The 14,884-nt window shown below is 73.1% G+C and carries 16 protein-coding genes; 9 read left to right on the forward strand and 7 right to left on the reverse strand.

Annotated elements, in window-relative coordinates; all coding sequences use genetic code 11:
• Positions 1-17: 17 nt before the first annotated feature.
• Entirely contained in the window at positions 18-392 is a 375-nt protein-coding gene (locus tag HUT19_RS06965) for an RNA polymerase-binding protein RbpA (RefSeq protein ID WP_014056358.1), read from the forward strand.
• 136 nt (positions 393-528) lie between these two features.
• On the opposite strand, the gene fxsA is transcribed toward HUT19_RS06965, so the two are convergent.
• Positions 529-1,164, reverse strand: coding sequence for an FxsA family membrane protein (fxsA, locus tag HUT19_RS06970; protein ID WP_176186571.1), 636 nt, complete (start codon positions 1,162-1,164; stop codon positions 529-531).
• A 131-nt stretch (positions 1,165-1,295) separates the two neighbouring features.
• Between fxsA and HUT19_RS06975 the strand changes: the two genes are divergently transcribed.
• Genes HUT19_RS06975 through HUT19_RS07000 form a run of 6 tightly spaced genes read left to right on the forward strand, consistent with a single transcriptional unit; the run spans position 1,296 to position 5,249 of the window.
• Complete coding sequence (locus HUT19_RS06975; RefSeq protein ID WP_176179617.1) at positions 1,296-1,460, forward strand: hypothetical protein; 165 nt, start codon at positions 1,296-1,298, stop codon at positions 1,458-1,460.
• Positions 1,457-1,936 carry an MrpF/PhaF family protein gene (locus HUT19_RS06980; protein WP_176179618.1) on the forward strand — a complete coding sequence of 160 codons (480 nt, stop codon included), beginning with the start codon at positions 1,457-1,459 and terminating at the stop codon, positions 1,934-1,936. The genes HUT19_RS06975 and HUT19_RS06980 overlap by 4 nt, the downstream gene beginning before the upstream one ends.
• Complete coding sequence (locus HUT19_RS06985; protein WP_176179619.1) at positions 1,933-2,241, forward strand: DUF4040 domain-containing protein; 309 nt, start codon at positions 1,933-1,935, stop codon at positions 2,239-2,241. The genes HUT19_RS06980 and HUT19_RS06985 overlap by 4 nt, the downstream gene beginning before the upstream one ends.
• Entirely contained in the window at positions 2,238-3,062 is an 825-nt protein-coding gene (locus tag HUT19_RS06990; protein ID WP_176179620.1) for an MnhB domain-containing protein, read from the forward strand. Before HUT19_RS06985 ends, HUT19_RS06990 begins: the two co-directional genes overlap by 4 nt.
• On the forward strand, positions 3,059-3,403 hold the full coding sequence (locus tag HUT19_RS06995) for a sodium:proton antiporter (RefSeq protein ID WP_176179621.1): 345 nt from the start codon (positions 3,059-3,061) through the stop codon (positions 3,401-3,403). The genes HUT19_RS06990 and HUT19_RS06995 overlap by 4 nt, the downstream gene beginning before the upstream one ends.
• Positions 3,404-3,407: 4 nt before the next feature.
• Positions 3,408-5,249 (forward strand): complex I subunit 5 family protein, encoded by a 1,842-nt coding sequence (locus HUT19_RS07000; protein ID WP_176179622.1) that lies wholly within the window; start codon positions 3,408-3,410, stop codon positions 5,247-5,249.
• Between the two features lie 124 nt (positions 5,250-5,373).
• On the opposite strand, the gene HUT19_RS07005 is transcribed toward HUT19_RS07000, so the two are convergent.
• The 5 genes from HUT19_RS07005 to HUT19_RS07025 all read right to left on the reverse strand — a co-directional run bounded on the left by HUT19_RS07005 (position 5,374) and on the right by HUT19_RS07025 (position 11,289).
• Positions 5,374-5,562 (reverse strand): Rho termination factor N-terminal domain-containing protein, encoded by a 189-nt coding sequence (locus tag HUT19_RS07005; RefSeq protein WP_176179623.1) that lies wholly within the window; start codon positions 5,560-5,562, stop codon positions 5,374-5,376.
• Positions 5,563-5,743: 181 nt separating this feature from the next.
• Complete coding sequence (locus HUT19_RS07010) at positions 5,744-6,466, reverse strand: polyprenol monophosphomannose synthase (protein WP_176186573.1); 723 nt, start codon at positions 6,464-6,466, stop codon at positions 5,744-5,746.
• Positions 6,467-6,807: 341 nt separating this feature from the next.
• On the reverse strand, positions 6,808-8,526 hold the full coding sequence (gene lnt, locus HUT19_RS07015) for an apolipoprotein N-acyltransferase (protein ID WP_176179624.1): 1,719 nt from the start codon (positions 8,524-8,526) through the stop codon (positions 6,808-6,810).
• A 572-nt stretch (positions 8,527-9,098) separates the two neighbouring features.
• A complete protein-coding gene (locus HUT19_RS07020; protein ID WP_254885470.1) occupies positions 9,099-10,769 on the reverse strand; it encodes an amidohydrolase in 1,671 nt (556 codons plus the stop codon).
• A gap of 79 nt (positions 10,770-10,848) precedes the next feature.
• Complete coding sequence (locus HUT19_RS07025; protein ID WP_020866923.1) at positions 10,849-11,289, reverse strand: Lrp/AsnC family transcriptional regulator; 441 nt, start codon at positions 11,287-11,289, stop codon at positions 10,849-10,851.
• Positions 11,290-11,516: 227 nt separating this feature from the next.
• Between HUT19_RS07025 and HUT19_RS07030 the strand changes: the two genes are divergently transcribed.
• Positions 11,517-11,897: a hypothetical protein gene (locus HUT19_RS07030; protein ID WP_176179625.1), complete on the forward strand. Its 381-nt coding sequence runs from the start codon at positions 11,517-11,519 to the stop codon at positions 11,895-11,897.
• Positions 11,898-11,950: 53 nt separating this feature from the next.
• Here the strand turns inward: HUT19_RS07030 and HUT19_RS07035 are convergent, their stop codons facing one another.
• Positions 11,951-13,123, reverse strand: a complete 1,173-nt coding sequence (locus HUT19_RS07035; RefSeq protein ID WP_176179626.1) for an acyl-CoA dehydrogenase family protein — start codon at positions 13,121-13,123, stop codon at positions 11,951-11,953.
• A 428-nt stretch (positions 13,124-13,551) separates the two neighbouring features.
• Between HUT19_RS07035 and HUT19_RS07040 the strand changes: the two genes are divergently transcribed.
• Entirely contained in the window at positions 13,552-14,841 is a 1,290-nt protein-coding gene (locus HUT19_RS07040) for a glycoside hydrolase family 18 protein (protein ID WP_176179627.1), read from the forward strand.
• The last annotated feature ends 43 nt before the right edge of the window (positions 14,842-14,884 follow it).

Consider the following 14,884-nt stretch of genomic DNA (forward strand, 5'->3'; position numbering starts at 1 on the left):
CCCGGGAGGCACGATTCATGAGTGAGCGAGCTCTCCGCGGCACGCGACTCGTGGTGACCAGCTACGAGACCGACCGCGGCATCGATCTGGCCCCGCGCCAGGCGGTGGAGTACGCATGCCAGAACGGACATCGATTCGAGATGCCGTTCTCGGTAGAGGCGGAGATCCCGCCGGAGTGGGAGTGCAAGGCGTGCGGCGCCATGGCACTCCTGGTGGACGGCGACGGTCCTGAGGAGAAGAAGGGCAAGCCCGCGCGCACGCACTGGGACATGCTCATGGAGCGGCGCACCCGCGAAGAGCTGGAGGAGGTGCTGGCCGAGCGGCTGGCGGTCCTGCGCTCCGGCGCCATGAACATCGCCGTGCATCCGCGGGACACCCGCAAGTCTGCCTGATCCGCAGGCCTGCGGAAGCATGGACGCACGAGGGCCGGGGCCACCGCCGAGCGGTGGCCCCGGCCCTCGTGCGTCCATGTCACGGCGTCACGGCCTGCCCCGGGCTGTCGCCGGACCCACCGGGCCCGGCCGCGGCTCAGTCGCGGCGCGCCGAGCGCGGGCCGTCCTCGTCGCCCCGGATCTCACCCCGGATGGTGTCGGGGCCGCCGTGGCCCCCGTCGGCACGGCGGTCGCCGTCTCCACGCTGGTCGTCACGGATCACCTCGCCCTGGATGACCTGACCCTCCCTCGCGCGCTCCCGGCCCTGGCCCCGGCCCTGACGGAACGGATCGCCGGGCGCCCCCGGGACGTATCCCATCCGGCGCGACAGCGCCCCCTCGGCACGGCGCCGCAGCAGCGCACGGGTCGGTGGGAACAGACACACCAGCGCGGCCACGTCGGAGATCAGCCCCGGCATCATCAGCAGCAGCCCGCCCAGCATGGTGAACGAGGACCCGGGCCGCGCCGCGGGCTTCGAGGCGTCGGCGCCCGGCTGCATGGACTGGGCCAGGCTCTGCCAGGCCCGGCGCCCGCCGCGCCTGACCACGGCCGCGCCCACCACCACCCCCGCCACCAGCAGCAGGAAGACGGTCAGCCCACCGGTGGCGCGCGCCACCACGGTCAGCAGCCAGATCTCCAGCACCAGCCAGGCGGCGATCCCCAGCGGTACGAAGGTGCGGGCGCGCGAGCGCTTCGGGCGGGTCGGGTCGCTCTGCTGCGATGCGCCGGTCATCATGCCTCCAAGTGTGCCCGGGCCCGCGGCGGACACGGACCCCGGGGCCAGGGCTCCCACGGGACGCCTGCGGAATCCACAGGGAGTCGGCGGCGGCGGTCCGGGTACCCGCTGCCGCGGAGGTGTCGCACATGGCCGTCGTGCTGGAGATCCTCGCCTGGTGGGTGGCGCTGACCGGGGTGTGGCTGGTGCTCATCAGCACCGTGGACCCGCTGGAGGTCGTCGTGGGTGCGGGCGCCGCACTCCCCGCCGCCCTGCTGGTCCGCGCCGCGCGCCATGCGGTGGCGGGGCGGTGAGCCCCGCGGACGGCTGGCTGCTGGCCGCACTGGTGCCGCTGGTGGCGCTCTGCCCGGTGCTGGGGTGGATCGCCTTCGGCGGTACGGAGGGCCGGCTGATCGCCCAGAACCTCACCTCGCTGCTGGCCGGTCTGTCGCTGCTGCTGGCCGCCCAGGGCTTCGGCCGCCCCTCGTACGTCGATGTGGCGCTGGTGCTGTCCGTGCTCGGGCCGACCGGGACGCTGATCTACGCCCGCTTTCTCGACGTCCTGCCCGACGCCCCGCTGGTGCGGTGGACCGCCCTGCTGGGCGTGCCCGCCGCCGTGGTGCCGCTGTGCGTGGCGGCCGGGCCCGGCCGGGCCGCGCTGAAGCTGCTGCTGATCGGCGCGCTGCTGATCGCGGGCAGCCTGGTGACCAGCGGGTACGGCGGCCACCGGGTGCTCGCGGGCCGCCCCGGCGGTCCGGCCGGGCGCCACGGCGGAAGCGGGACGGGATGACCGACGTGCTGATCGGCGTGACACTGCTGCTGGTCGCGGGCGCCGCCACCGCCGCCGTCCTCAACCGCGACCCGGTGCGGCAGGCACTGGTTCTCTCCTTCCTCGGACTCGCGCTGGCACTGCTGTTCACCTTCCTCCAGGCGCCCGACGTGGCGCTGTCCCAGCTCGCGGTCGGCTCGGCGGTGACTCCGCTGATGATCCTGCTGACCGTCCGCACCGTGCGTCGCCGGCCGGGCGACGGAGGCGACGGACGCGGTACGGGCGGGAGCGACACCGGTCCCCGGCCGCGGGACCGTGAGCGGTGAGCGCCCGCGGCCGGCTGGGGCTCTTCCTCGTGGGCGCGGCCGCCTTCGCGGCCCTGTTCACCGCCGCGTGCTTCGGTCTGCCGTCGTTCGGCGCCGAGCACCACCCGTACGGTGAACGGGCCGTACGCGCCGCCCTGGGCCACCACACGGCCAACGCCATCGCGTCCGTCAACTTCGATCTGCGGGCCTTCGACACCCTCGGCGAGGAGAGCATCCTGTTCGCCGCGGTGCTCGGCGCGGTGGTTCTGCTGCGTCAGACCGCCGACGAGCGCCGTACGCCTCCGGCACCCGCCGCCGTCCACCCCCCGGTCCGCCGCTTCGCCCTGCTGACGCTGCCGGTCGCGCTGCTCATCGGCCTCTATGTGATCGCCCATGGCCAGATCAGTCCGGGTGGCGGCTTCCAGGGCGGGGTGGTCGCCGCCACCGCCCTGCATCTGCTCTATCTCGCCGCCGACTACCGGGCGCTGGAGCGGATCCGCCCGCTGGCGCTGTACGAGATCGGGGAGGCGGCCGGTGAATTCGCCTATGTGGTCACCGGGTTCGCGGCGGTGCTCGCGGGATCGGCGTTCCTGGCCAATGTCCTCCCGCTCGGCACCTTCGCCACCTTGTCCTCCGGCGGCACGGTCATCGTGCTGAACGCGGCCGTCGGGGTGGAGGTCGCCAGTGGGGTCGTGGTGCTGCTGGCCCGCTTCCTGGACCAGGCCGTGGAGATCGTGCTGCCGGACGACGGCGCGGGCGGCGGCCGCGACCCGGGCGACGACAACAGCGACGACAACAGCGACGGAACGGACGACGGAACGGACGAGGAGGAGCCCACATGACGGTCCTGCCCTACCCGGTCGCCGGATGGATCTTCCTGATCGGCGTGTACGGGCTGGTGACCAGCCGGAACCTGATCCACGCTGTGGGGTGTCTGGCCGTCACCCAGTCCTCCACCTATGTGCTGCTGCTCGCCGTCGGCTACCGCCGCCACGCCACCGCCCCGGTCTACGCCGACGCGCCCACCGGCAGCCGGGTCGTGGACCCGGTCGTCCAGGCGCTCGCCCTCACCGACATCGTGGTCGGCGCCACCGTGACCGCACTGCTCCTCGCGCTCGTCGTGCAGCTGCGCAAACGCCACGGGACGGTCGACCCCGACGCCCTGTCCGAGCTGAAGGGCTGACCGGGTGGACACCGCGAGACTGCTGCCGCTGGTGGTCGCCGTCCCGCTGTTCGGCGCGGCGGTGCTGGTGGCCTGCGGGCGACGGCTGCCGAGGATCGCGTCCGATGTGCTGGGCACCGCGTTCGCCGCCGCCACCGCCGCGCTGACGCTGGTGCTGCTGGCCGGGACCGGCGGCTCCGCGGCGGGTCCGGGACGGCGGGGCCCGGTGGAGTGGGTGGGCGGCTGGCGTCCGGTGGACGGCAAGGGCGTGGGCATCGTGCTGGTCGGCGATCCGCTGGGCGTCGGACTCGCGGCCCTGGTCTCACTCCTCGTCGTCGCCGTGCTCGTCTACTCCTGGCGCTACTTCGCGGAGCCGCCGCGCCGCCACGCCGGCTCCTTCCCCGCGCTGATCCTGCTGTTCCAGGCGGGCATGTCCGGATTCGCGCTCACCGGCGACCTCTTCGACGCCTTCGTCTTCTTCGAGCTGATGGGGGTGGTGGCCTACGCGCTGACCGGCTTCCGGGTGGAGGAGCCCAAACCGCTGCAAGGGGCGCTGGCCTTCGGCGTGGTCAACTCCCTCGGCGGCTACAGCACCCTGCTGGGCATCACCCTGCTCTACGCGCGGACCGGGGAGCTGGGGTTCGCGCCGATCGGGCGGAGCCTGGACACCCGCGCGCCGGACGCCCTGGTGCTGGCGGCATTCGTGCTCGTGACGACCGGTCTGCTGGTGAAGGCCGCGGCCGTGCCCTTCCACTTCTGGCTGCCCGACGCCCACGCGGTCGCCCCGACCCCGGTGTGCATGCTGCTGTCGGGGGTGATGGTGGAGCTGGGGGTCTACGGAGTCGCCCGGGTCCACCGGACGGTCTTCTCCGGGCCGGGCGGGATCGCGCAGCCGGCCTTCAGCCACGCGCTGCTCGTCATCGGCACCGGCACGGCGCTGCTCGGCGCGGTGATGTGCTGGCAGCAGCGCCATCTCAAACGGCTGCTGGCGTTCTCCACGGTGGCCCACACCGGGCTGTTCCTGGTCGGTGTCGCCGTGCTCTCCCCCGAGGGCGTCTCGGGCACGGCGCTGTACGTACTGGGCCATGCCGGGGTGAAGGCCGCCCTGTTCGCGTGCACCGGCATCCTGCTGGACCGCTATTCCTCCGTCGACGAGTACGAGTTGTTCGGCCGGGCCCGGGAACTTCCGCTGGCGGGTGCGGTCTTCGCGGTGGGCGGCCTGGCGCTGTGCGGCTTGCCGCCGTTCGGGACGGGCCTCGGCAAGGCCGTCGCGGAGGAGGCGGCGGGGCATACGGCGGGCTGGCTGCCCGCCCTGTTCGTGCTGGTGTCGGCCGTGACCGGCGGTGCGGTGCTGCGCGCGGCGCTGCGGGTGTTCGCCGGGGCGGGGCGGCGGCCCCGGAACGGGCCGCAGAGCGGACCGGAGACCACGGGCGAGGAGGAGCCCGAGACCCGCGGCAGGCTCGGCCGCGTTCCGGTGACGATGCTCGGGGTATCGGTCGCCCTGCTGGCCGCGGCGCTGGCGGTGGGGCTGGCCCCCGCGGTCGCGGCCGGTGCGGGCCGTGCCGGGGCACTCTTCGCCGACGGCACCGGCTACCGTGGTGCGGTTCTCGACGGGCGGGCCGCGGCCGCCCCCTCGTTCACGGCGCCGCACTGGTCGGCGGCCGGGGTGCTGCTCGGTCTGCTGTCCACGGCACTCGCCGTCGCGCTGGCCCAGGTGGCGGTACGGCGGGGGCCCGCCGCCGGCGGGGCGGCCGCGGTGCTCGCGCCCCTGCGGCGGCTCCAGTCGGGGCACATCGGCGACTACGTCGCCTGGACGGTCGCCGGTACGGCGCTGCTCGCCGCCCTGGCCCTGCCGGGGATCAGGTGAAGGAGCCGGTGGAGTTCGAGGAGCCAGGTCGCCGGAAGCCGGAAAGCCGCCGGAAGGTGGTCCCCTGCCCCCCGCCCCTCCCACGGGCGGGGGGCAGGGGCAGGGGAACCGCCCGCGGCCGGTGTCAGCGCTGCCGCAGTGCCGAGATGAGCTCGCTCTTCGACATCTGCGACCTGCCCTCGATACCGGCCTTCTTGGCCTTGCGGTAGAGCTCTTCCTTGGTCTGCGACTCCATCGTGCCGGACTTGGCACCCCGGCGGGGCATCGTCCGGCGCGAGGTGCTCTTGCTGCTCCTCATGGGCGTTTTAGGCATGTTCCGCCTCCTTCCGCCTCAAGTCTCGGGGACAGGGCGGCCGGATGCCCGTGGGACTACTCCGAGCGGTAGGGCCGGGGGCGCGGGGCTGTGCCGATGTGCGGCTCCGCCGCGTGGGGCGCGAGCAGCCATGCCGCAGCCGCAGACGAACGACCGCACCTCGCGGCACGTCCCGCGGAGCTCAGGCGTTCCTGCGGCCCAGCAGCTTGTTGACCCGGCTGGTCACACCCCAGGTCATGACCCGCCACGCCGCCTCGGTGACGATGTCGCGGCTCATCTTGCTCTCACCGCGCTCGCGTTCGATGAAGGTGACCGGGACCTCGATGACGTGGAAGCCCGCCTTGACGGCGCGCCAGGCCAGGTCGATCTGGAAGCAGTAGCCCTGGGAGGCGACCGCCTCCATGCCCAGGCCCTCCAGGGTCTCCTTGCGGAAGGCCCGGAAACCCGCCGTCAAGTCGCGGATCGGGACGTCGAGCAGCAGCCGCGAGTAGGTACTGCCGCCCCGGGAGATGAACTCGCGGGACTTGGGCCAGTTGACGATCCGTCCACCGGGCACCCAGCGCGAGCCGATCACCAGGTCCGCGCCCTTGAGGGCGGTCAGCAGCCGGGGCAGCTCCTCGGGCTGGTGGGAGCCGTCGGCGTCCATCTCCACCAGGACGCCGTAGCCGTGCTCGATGCCCCAGCGGAACCCGGCCAGATAGGCGGCGCCGAGGCCCTCCTTGCCCTTGCGGTGCAGCACCCGTACGTGGTCGTCCTCGGCCGCGATCTCATCGGCGACCTTGCCGGTGCCGTCCGGGCTGTTGTCGTCGGCGACGAGGATGTGCGCCTCCGGGACGGACTCACGGACCCGGGCGACGATGGGCTTGATGTTCTCCGCCTCGTTGTAGGTCGGAATGATCACCAAGGTGGTGCCGAGCGGGCCGTACTTCCGGCGGCCGCCCTCCTCCTGGGTGGTGCGGCGCGGCTCCGCGGCCGTGTCCCCGGTGCCCGGCCGCTCCTCGGCCCCGGTGACCGGCTCATCCGCCTCGGTGCGCGGCTGGTCGGCCTCGCGTGCGTCGCTCACGGCGTCGGATTGTTCGCTTCTCCGCCCGCGAGGCGCATCCTCACGGTCGCTGCTCCGGCGCGGCTGGTCGGCCTCGCGTGCGTCGCTCACGGCGTCGGATTGTTCGCTTCTCCGCCCGCGAGGCGCATCCTCACGGTCGCTGCTCCGGCGCGGCTGGTCGGCCTCGCGTGCGTCGCTCACGGCTACTGCCCCTTCTCGTCCGTACGTCCCCGACGGCCGATCATGATCGCGGCCGCGCAGGACAGAAGGCCCACCATAGCGAGCACCCACTCCGGGGTCGCACCGACGCGGTCGGCGAGGGTCTTGCCGTCACGCAGGGGGATGCGCGCGGTGAGCACATCTTGCGTGAATTCTTTCGTCCGCTGCTCGATCGTGCCATCCGGGGAGACCACGGCACTGATCCCGCTCGTGGCCGCCGTGATCACCGGACGGCCGTGCTCGATGGCCCGCAGCCGGGACATGACCAGCTGCTGATCGGGCTGGCCGCTGCGGCCGTAGGTGGCGTTGTTGGTCTGCACGACGATCGCGCGGGCCCCCGCGTTGACCGTGTCGCGGACGATCTCGTCGTAGGCGACCTCGAAGCAGATCACATCGCCGAGCCGGGCCGGGCCGACGTTCAGCACACCGGTGTGGTCACCGGGGTAGAAGTCGCGGGGCACCCGCTGGAGCCGGGTGATGACCTTGCTGAGCTGCTGGCGGAAGGGCACGTACTCACCGAAGGGCACCGGGTGCTGCTTGGTGTACGAGGCGCCGGGGCCCTTCTTCGGGTCCCAGACGATGCCCTGGTTCTCCACGTAGCCGTCCTTGGTGGGGTGGTCCACCAGGGCGCCGACCAGCACCGGGACGTCGATGGCCTTCACGGCCTCGTCGATCCGGGCGTATGCCTCCCTGTACTGGAAGGGATCGAGGTCGGAGGCGTTTTCCGGCCAGATCACCAGGTCCGGCTTCTTGATCCGGCCTGCCTTCACGTCCTCGGCCAGTGCGAGGGTGGCCTTGACATGGTTGTTGAGGATCTTCATGGGGCGGCCCAGGAAGTCCATGCCGGGCTGCTGCACATTGCCCTGGACGACCGCGATGTCGACCGACTTCACGGCACCGGTCGGGATGGGCACCGCGGACCCGGCCGCGGTCACCGCCCCGGCGACCACCAGAGCGGCGGCGGCGGGCAGCACCGCCCGCGGGGAGAAGGCACCGCGCAGCCGCCACAGGACGAGCAGCACGGAGGCCAGCAGTCCGCCGACCAGCGCCACCGCGAAGGTGACCAGCGGGGCACCGCCCAGTGCGGCGAGCGGGGTGAAGGGCGAGCCGGTGTTGGCGAAGGCCAGCCGGCCCCAGGGGAAGCCCCCGAACGGCGTCCGGTCGCGGGCCCACTCCTCGGCGACCCACAGACAGGACGTCCACAGCGGCCACAGGGCCGGCACCGGGAGCCGGGAGACCAGGGCGAGCCCGGCACCCAGCAGCGCCATGAAGGCCGCCTCGATGACGGACAGGCCCACCGTCGCGTCCCAGCCGACCACGCTGAGCCACTTCAGCAGCAGCACGAAGAACGGCAGCCCGAAGGCGAAGCCCGTCCAGGCGCCCTGGCGGGCGGTGCGGCCGTGGGTGAGCAGCGCCAGGGCGGCCACCGCGAGCAGGGACAGCGGCCACACGCCGAACGGCGGGAAGGCGAAGCCGAGCGCGAGGCCGCTCAGGGCAGCGAGCAGGCTGCGGCGCGCCTCGCGGCGGGCCAGCCGGGCCAGCCGGCGGAACCGGCCCGGCCGGTCCCCGGCGGCGGGCACGGGCGCTGCGGCCTCGCCGTCGCCGGAGGGCGGGGCGGCGGCGGGCCCGGGCGTCTCGCCCGGTCGGTCTGCGGCCGGGCCGGGCGAGGCGGCTTCGGCGGTGGTGTCGGAACCCGAGGGCACGGTGCGGCCTTCCTGCAATGCGTGCTGTAGTGAGGTGACCGTATAACGCGGGCACGCGGAAGTGGTCCCGAGGTACGGAATGTGCTCCTGGGGGTGCGGAACGCTTCGGCCACGGCCAGGGTTCCCGGGGCTCGGCGGCGCCGCCCCCGCGGCCGGGGGCGGTCCGCCGTGTGCGTGCGGATGGGGGCCCGACGCCCTTCGGGCCGACCTGGGACCCGCTGGCTGCGGGTCGACCGAGAGCCGTTGTCTACTGAGCGTCCGGGCCCCTCCCGGGTCGCACCTGCCGACCCGGCGATCCCTCCCTCGCCCCCGTGCGCTGGACCTGGCTCCCAGTGGTGGCGCACCGGTGCGGTGCGTCTCCCTCTGGCCCAGCGGCGTTCGACGACTGCGTGAAGATTCCCCGGTCGGGCGTCCAGTGGTGGACTCGGCCGAACCTACCGGCCACCGACCGCACCCTGTCAACAGCCGCATGACCTGCGCCGTTTCCTCAAATGACCAGGTCAGTACGGACGGTGTTCAGATGCCGCGACAGGCCGGGGGCACATCGTTCGGCGGTACGGGGCGCCCGCGCGTCACTCGTCCGGCCGGAGGTAAACGGTGCGTCCACCGACCACCGTGCGCACACACACGGGCAGTTGACCGCCGGGGGTGAGGTCGGGCAGGCCGGGTGTGCCCGAGCGCGGATCGGTCGACCATCCGGCGACGCGCGTGTCGGGAACCTGCACCACCAGCTCGCCGGTGCGCCAGACCGCGTAGTCGGCGGGCGCGCCGGGCACCAGGACGCCCGCGTCGTCGCGGCCGATCGCCCGCCATCCGCCGCGCGTATGGGCGGTGAAGGCGGCGCGGACCGACACGCGGTGCTCGGGGGTGCGGTGGAAGGCGGCGGCGCGCACGGTGCCCCAGGGGTCGAGCGGGGTGACCGGGCTGTCGGAGCCGAGCGCGAGGGGCACTCCGGCACGCAGCATGGCCGCGTAGGGGTTGAGGGTCCGGGCCCGTTCGGCGCCCAGGCGCTGGGCGTACATGCCGTCCTCGCCGCCCCATGCGGCGTCGAAGGCGGGCTGGACGGAGGCGGTGAGGCCGAGTTCGGCGAAGGCCGCGATGGTCTCGGGGGTGAGCATCTCGGCGTGTTCCACGCGGTGCCGGGCGGCGCGCACCCGGGCGAGTCCGATCCGTTCGGCGGCGGCCCGCACGCCCTCGACGACGGCGGTGACGGCGGCGTCGCCGATGGCGTGGAACCCGGCCTGGACACCGGCCTCGGTGCAGGCGGCGACATGGGCGGTGACGGCCGCGCGGTCCAGGTAGGCGGTGCCGGTATGCGGCGCGTCGGCGTAGGGCTGGTGGAGACACGCCGTGTGGGAGCCGAGCGAGCCGTCCACGAAGAGATCTCCGGCGGCGCCGAGGACGCCGAGGGCCCGCACCTTCTCCAGGTCGGCGGCGCTCTCCGCGGCCTCGGCCCAGTAGCCGAACACGCGCGGCCCCGGCTCCTCGGCGGCCAGCGCCAGCAGTCCGGTGAGGTCGTCCTCGCCGGAGATCTCGGGGCCCGCGCACTCGTGGAGGGAGCCGATGCCCAGGGAGGCGGCGCGGGCCAGGGCGGCGCGCTGGGCGTCGGCGCGCTGCCGCGCGGTCACGCTCACCTGGGCGGCGGCGCGTACGGCGTGGTGGGCGGCGCCGGTCAGCGGCGCGTCGGGGTGGTAGCCCGCCAGGCCGGACACGCCCGGCACCAGATCGAGCAGTGCGGTGGTGACGACCGCGGAGTGCACATCGACGCGGGTCAGATAGAGGGGGCGGCCGCCGGTGGCCTCGTCGAGTTCGGCGCGGCCGGGCGGACGGCCCTCGGGCCAGCCGCTGGCGTCCCAGCCGTGGCCGAGAAGGACCCGGTCCTCGGAGCGGGCGGCGGCATGGGCCCGGATCCGGGCCAGGGCGTCGGAGAGCGTCCGGGCCCCGGCGAGGTCCAGTCCGGTGAGGGCGAGTCCGGTGGCGGTGGTGTGCACATGCGCATCGGTGAACGCGGGCGTCACCAGCGCCCCGTCCAACTGGATCACCTCGTCGACCCCGTCGGCGAAGCTGTCGGCGGCTCCCTCGGAGCCGACCCACGCGATGGCGCCCCGCTCGACGACCATCGCGGTCGCGAACGGATCGGCGGGGCTGTGGACCTCGCCGCCGCGCAGCAGCACGGTGCGGCCCTCGTCGGTCCGGTCAGCGGTCCGGTCAGGGGTGGGGTCGTTCACGGCGGGCTGCCTCATGGGGTCGGTTCTCGCACTCACGCGCGCCGGGCGCGTCGGGTCGGGACGGGACACGCCCGGCGGGCGCGTCCGGTGGCGGTCAGACGCGCGGCGGACGCGCTTCGTAGGGGGTGGAGAGGACCACGGTGGTGCGGGTGGAGACCCCGGCCAGCGAGCGGATCCGGCTGAGCAGGTGCTCCAGCTCCAGTGGGGTGGCGACCCGCACCTTGAGGATGTAGTTCTCGTCCCCCGCGACGCTGTGGCACGCCTCGATCTCGGGCACCTCGGCGAGCCGCTCGGAGATGTCGTCGGGCGCGCTGGGGTCGAAGGGTTTGACCGAGATGAAGGCGGTCAGCGGCAGACCCACGGCCTCCGGGTCCACAACGGCGGCATAGCCGCGGATCACCCCGCGCTGCTCGAGGCGGCGGACCCGCTGATGCACGGCCGATGTGGACAGGCCGGTGGCCTTGCCCAGGTCCGTGTAGCTCATCCGCCCGTCCTTGACGAGCAGCTCCACGATTTGTCTGTCCAACTCCTCCACAGCCGATCACCTTATGTGGTCGCGGGCGTTCCGGCACAGCGGGTCACCGGCCCCGGAGCGTGGGCCGGACGGCCCTTGTTCACCGCATCCGCGCGGGGCATGTGACGAACGCCACATCCCGTCGGGGGGGTCCGCGAAAGTGCGGAGATTACCTCCCGGGCGGCGCGGGAAATGCTTGCTGTGGTCGAGGCCGACGCGCCTGACCAGCCCACCCGAGGGGGAAACTCATGCCCTACCTTGAGCGCCTCGACGAAGGCGACATCGATTCTCACGAGAACGAGACCTACGAGATGTTCCGGGTCGTCTGCCCGGACTGCGCGCGGCCCATCGCCCTGCTCGCGGACGAGGACGTACTCCCGGAGCACGCGCTGTGCCCGTCTCCGTGGGACCCGTTCGGGCTCACGGTGTGCGCCGGTACGGGGCGCGGGGTGGCCGACGCCTCCCCCGCCGACGCGTCGCTCGACGCCCAGGAGCAGGACGCGGCGCTACTGCTGACGCTGCCGGAGGGCCTCGACTGGCGGATGCAGCCGTTCTCGCACATCGGCGGACCCGGGTCGCGCCCGATCAGCATGCCGGTCCTGCGGCGGGGCCCGGCACCCCGCGTGTAGCGGGCCGGGCGGCGGGGGCCCGGCGCTGCCGCGCCCCCGGAACCGCGACCTGATCAGTGGCTCTCCGGGCCCGCGAGAGCGCGGGCGATGACCACCCGTTGGATCTGGTTGGTGCCTTCCACGATCTGAAGGACCTTGGCCTCGCGCATGAACCGCTCCACGGGGAAGTCCGCCGTGTAGCCGTATCCGCCGAGCAGCTGGACCGCGTCGGTGGTGACGCGCATCGCGGTGTCGGTGCAGAACAGCTTGGCCATGGCCGCCTGCTTGGAGAACGGGCGGCCCGCGTCCCGCAGCCGGGCGGCGGCCAGATAGAGCGCGCGCCCGGCCTCGATCTGGGTCGCCATGTCGGCCAGCATGAAGCGCAGCCCCTGGAAATCGGCTATCGGGCGGTCGAACTGGCGGCGCTGCGCGGTGTACGCGAGCGCCTCGTCCAAGGCCGCCTGGGCGACGCCGATCGCGCAGGCCGCGATGCCCAGCCGCCCCGCGTCGAGGGCGGACAGGGCGATGGCGAAGCCCTGCCCCTCGTCGCCGATGCGCCGGGCGTCGGGGACCCGGACGCCGTCGAGGTGGATCTGCGCGGTGGGCGAGCCCTTCATGCCCATCTTGTGCTCGGGCGCGGCGGCGCTGAGCCCGGGTGCGTCACCGGGGACGAGGAACGCGCTGATGCCACGGGTGCGCTCGGGGCCGGTGCGGGCGAGCACGGTGTAGAAGTCGGCGATACCGCCATGGGTGATCCACGCCTTGGTGCCCTCCAGCGTCCATGTGTCCCCGTCGCGGGTGGCACGGGTGGTGAGGGCGGCGGCGTCGGAGCCGGAGGAGGGCTCGGACAGGCAGTACGCGCCGAGCAGTCCGCCGCCCAGCATCGCGGGCAGGTGCTCGGCCAGCTGCTGCTTGCTGCCGAAACCGGCGAGGGCGTGGCAGGCCAGGGTGTGCACGCTGACGCCGAGACCGACGGTGAGCCGGGCCGCGGCCAGCTCCTCGAGCACCTGGAGGTAGACCTCGTACGGCTGGTCGCCGCCGCCGAACTCCTCGGGGTGGACCAGCCCCAGCAGTCCGGACTCGGACAGCAGGGTGAACAGCTCGCGGGGGAAGCGGCCGGCCGCTTCCTCCTCGGCGGCACGAGGCTTGATCTCGCGGTCGATCAGCTCACGTACGAGCGCGATCAGATCGCGCGCCTCATCGGTGGGCAGTTCGCGTTCCACCGGCTGCGGGCCGTGGTCGGTCATGGCGGCGCTCTCCTCTCCCTGTAGGGCACGGCGGCGGCGGGCGGCCGAGGATGTGGCGGCGCCGCCGTTGTCACCGCTGGCCGGCCGGTTCCCGTCGGGTCTCGAGCGGGTGATGACCTGCACCGCGGCGGTTGGAGTATGCCCGATCGGCAGCGGTCCGTCACCGGTCGATCGATCTTCAACCACCTTCTCGGACAGCTTCTCGGACAGCGCGCGGGGCGGCACGCCGGGCGGGGCACGGGACGGTGCGGAACGGTGCGGAACGGTGCGGAACGGGACGCCGAACAGAAGAGCATTGGCCCAGACCATTGACCCCACTGGTCTAGTCCATCTAACGTTTCTGCACCGCGCCCTGCGCGTGCATGTCAAGATTTGGGCAGGTCGTCGGGCACTTCACTTCTCCCCTCACCCCCCACCGAGGAGATTCCATGCTCAGACCACGCGGACTGCTCGCCGCTCTCGCGGCGCTCTGTACGGCGGTGTTGGCCGCCACCCTGCTCGCGGGTTCGGCCGTGGCCGACGCGGGCGCCACCAAACAGCGCACCAAGGCCGAGGCCGCCACCGCCCCGGCCGCCACCGCCGCCGGAAACAAGGCGGCCGGGCACAAGGCCGCCGGCAACAAGGTCGTCGGCTACTTCACCGAATGGGGCATATACCAGCGCAACTACCACGTGAAGAACGTCGAGACCTCGGGCTCGGCCGCCAAGCTGACCCACATCAACTACGCCTTCGGCAACGTCACGGGCGGCAAATGCGCCATCGGCGACGCCTACGCCGACTACGACAAGGCGTATGACGCGACGACCAGCGTCGACGGCAAGGCCGACACCTGGGACGCCGGTGCGCTGCGCGGCAACTTCAACCAGCTCCGCAAGCTCAAGAAGCTGCACCCGGGGCTCAAGGTGCTGTGGTCCTTCGGCGGCTGGACCTGGTCCGCCGGGTTCGGCGAGGCCGCGAAGAACCCCGCCGCCTTCGCCCAGTCCTGCTACGACCTGGTCGAGGACTCGCGCTGGGCCGATGTCTTCGACGGCATCGACATCGACTGGGAGTACCCCAACGCCTGCGGCAACAGCTGTGACACCAGCGGCAAGGACGCCTTCCCCAAGCTCATGTCCGCGCTGCGCGCCAAGTTCGGCCAGAACAACCTGGTGACCGCGGCCATCACCGCCGACGCCTCGTCCGGCGGCAAGATCGACGCCGCCGACTACGCGGGCGCCGCCCAGTACGTCGACTGGTACAACCCGATGACGTACGACTTCTTCGGCGCCTGGGCGGCCCAGGGCCCGACCGCCCCGCACTCCCCGCTCACCTCCTACAGCGGTATCCCGCAGCAGGGCTTCAACACCGACGCCGCCGTCCAGAAGCTCAAGGGACTCGGCATCCCGGCCTCCAAGCTGCTGCTGGGCATCGGCTTCTACGGCCGCGGCTGGAGCGGCGTCACCCAGAGCGCCCCCGGCGGCACCGCGACCGGCGCCGCCCCCGGCACCTACGAGGCGGGCATCGAGGACTACAAGGTGCTCAAGAACTCGTGCCCGGCCACCGGCACCGTCGCCGGTACGGCCTACGCCCACTGCGGCAACCAGTGGTGGAGCTATGACACCCCCGCCACCATCGCCGGGAAGATGACCTACAAGCAGCAGCAGGGACTGGGCGGCACCTTCTTCTGGGAGCTCAGCGGCGACACCACCAACGGTGAGCTGATCAAGTCCATCAGCTGACCCTCCGCACCACCCCCCCAGGGCGGGGAGCCGCGCTCCGGCT

It is taken from the genome of Streptomyces sp. NA02950, assembly GCF_013364155.1.
Taxonomy (GTDB): domain Bacteria; phylum Actinomycetota; class Actinomycetes; order Streptomycetales; family Streptomycetaceae; genus Streptomyces.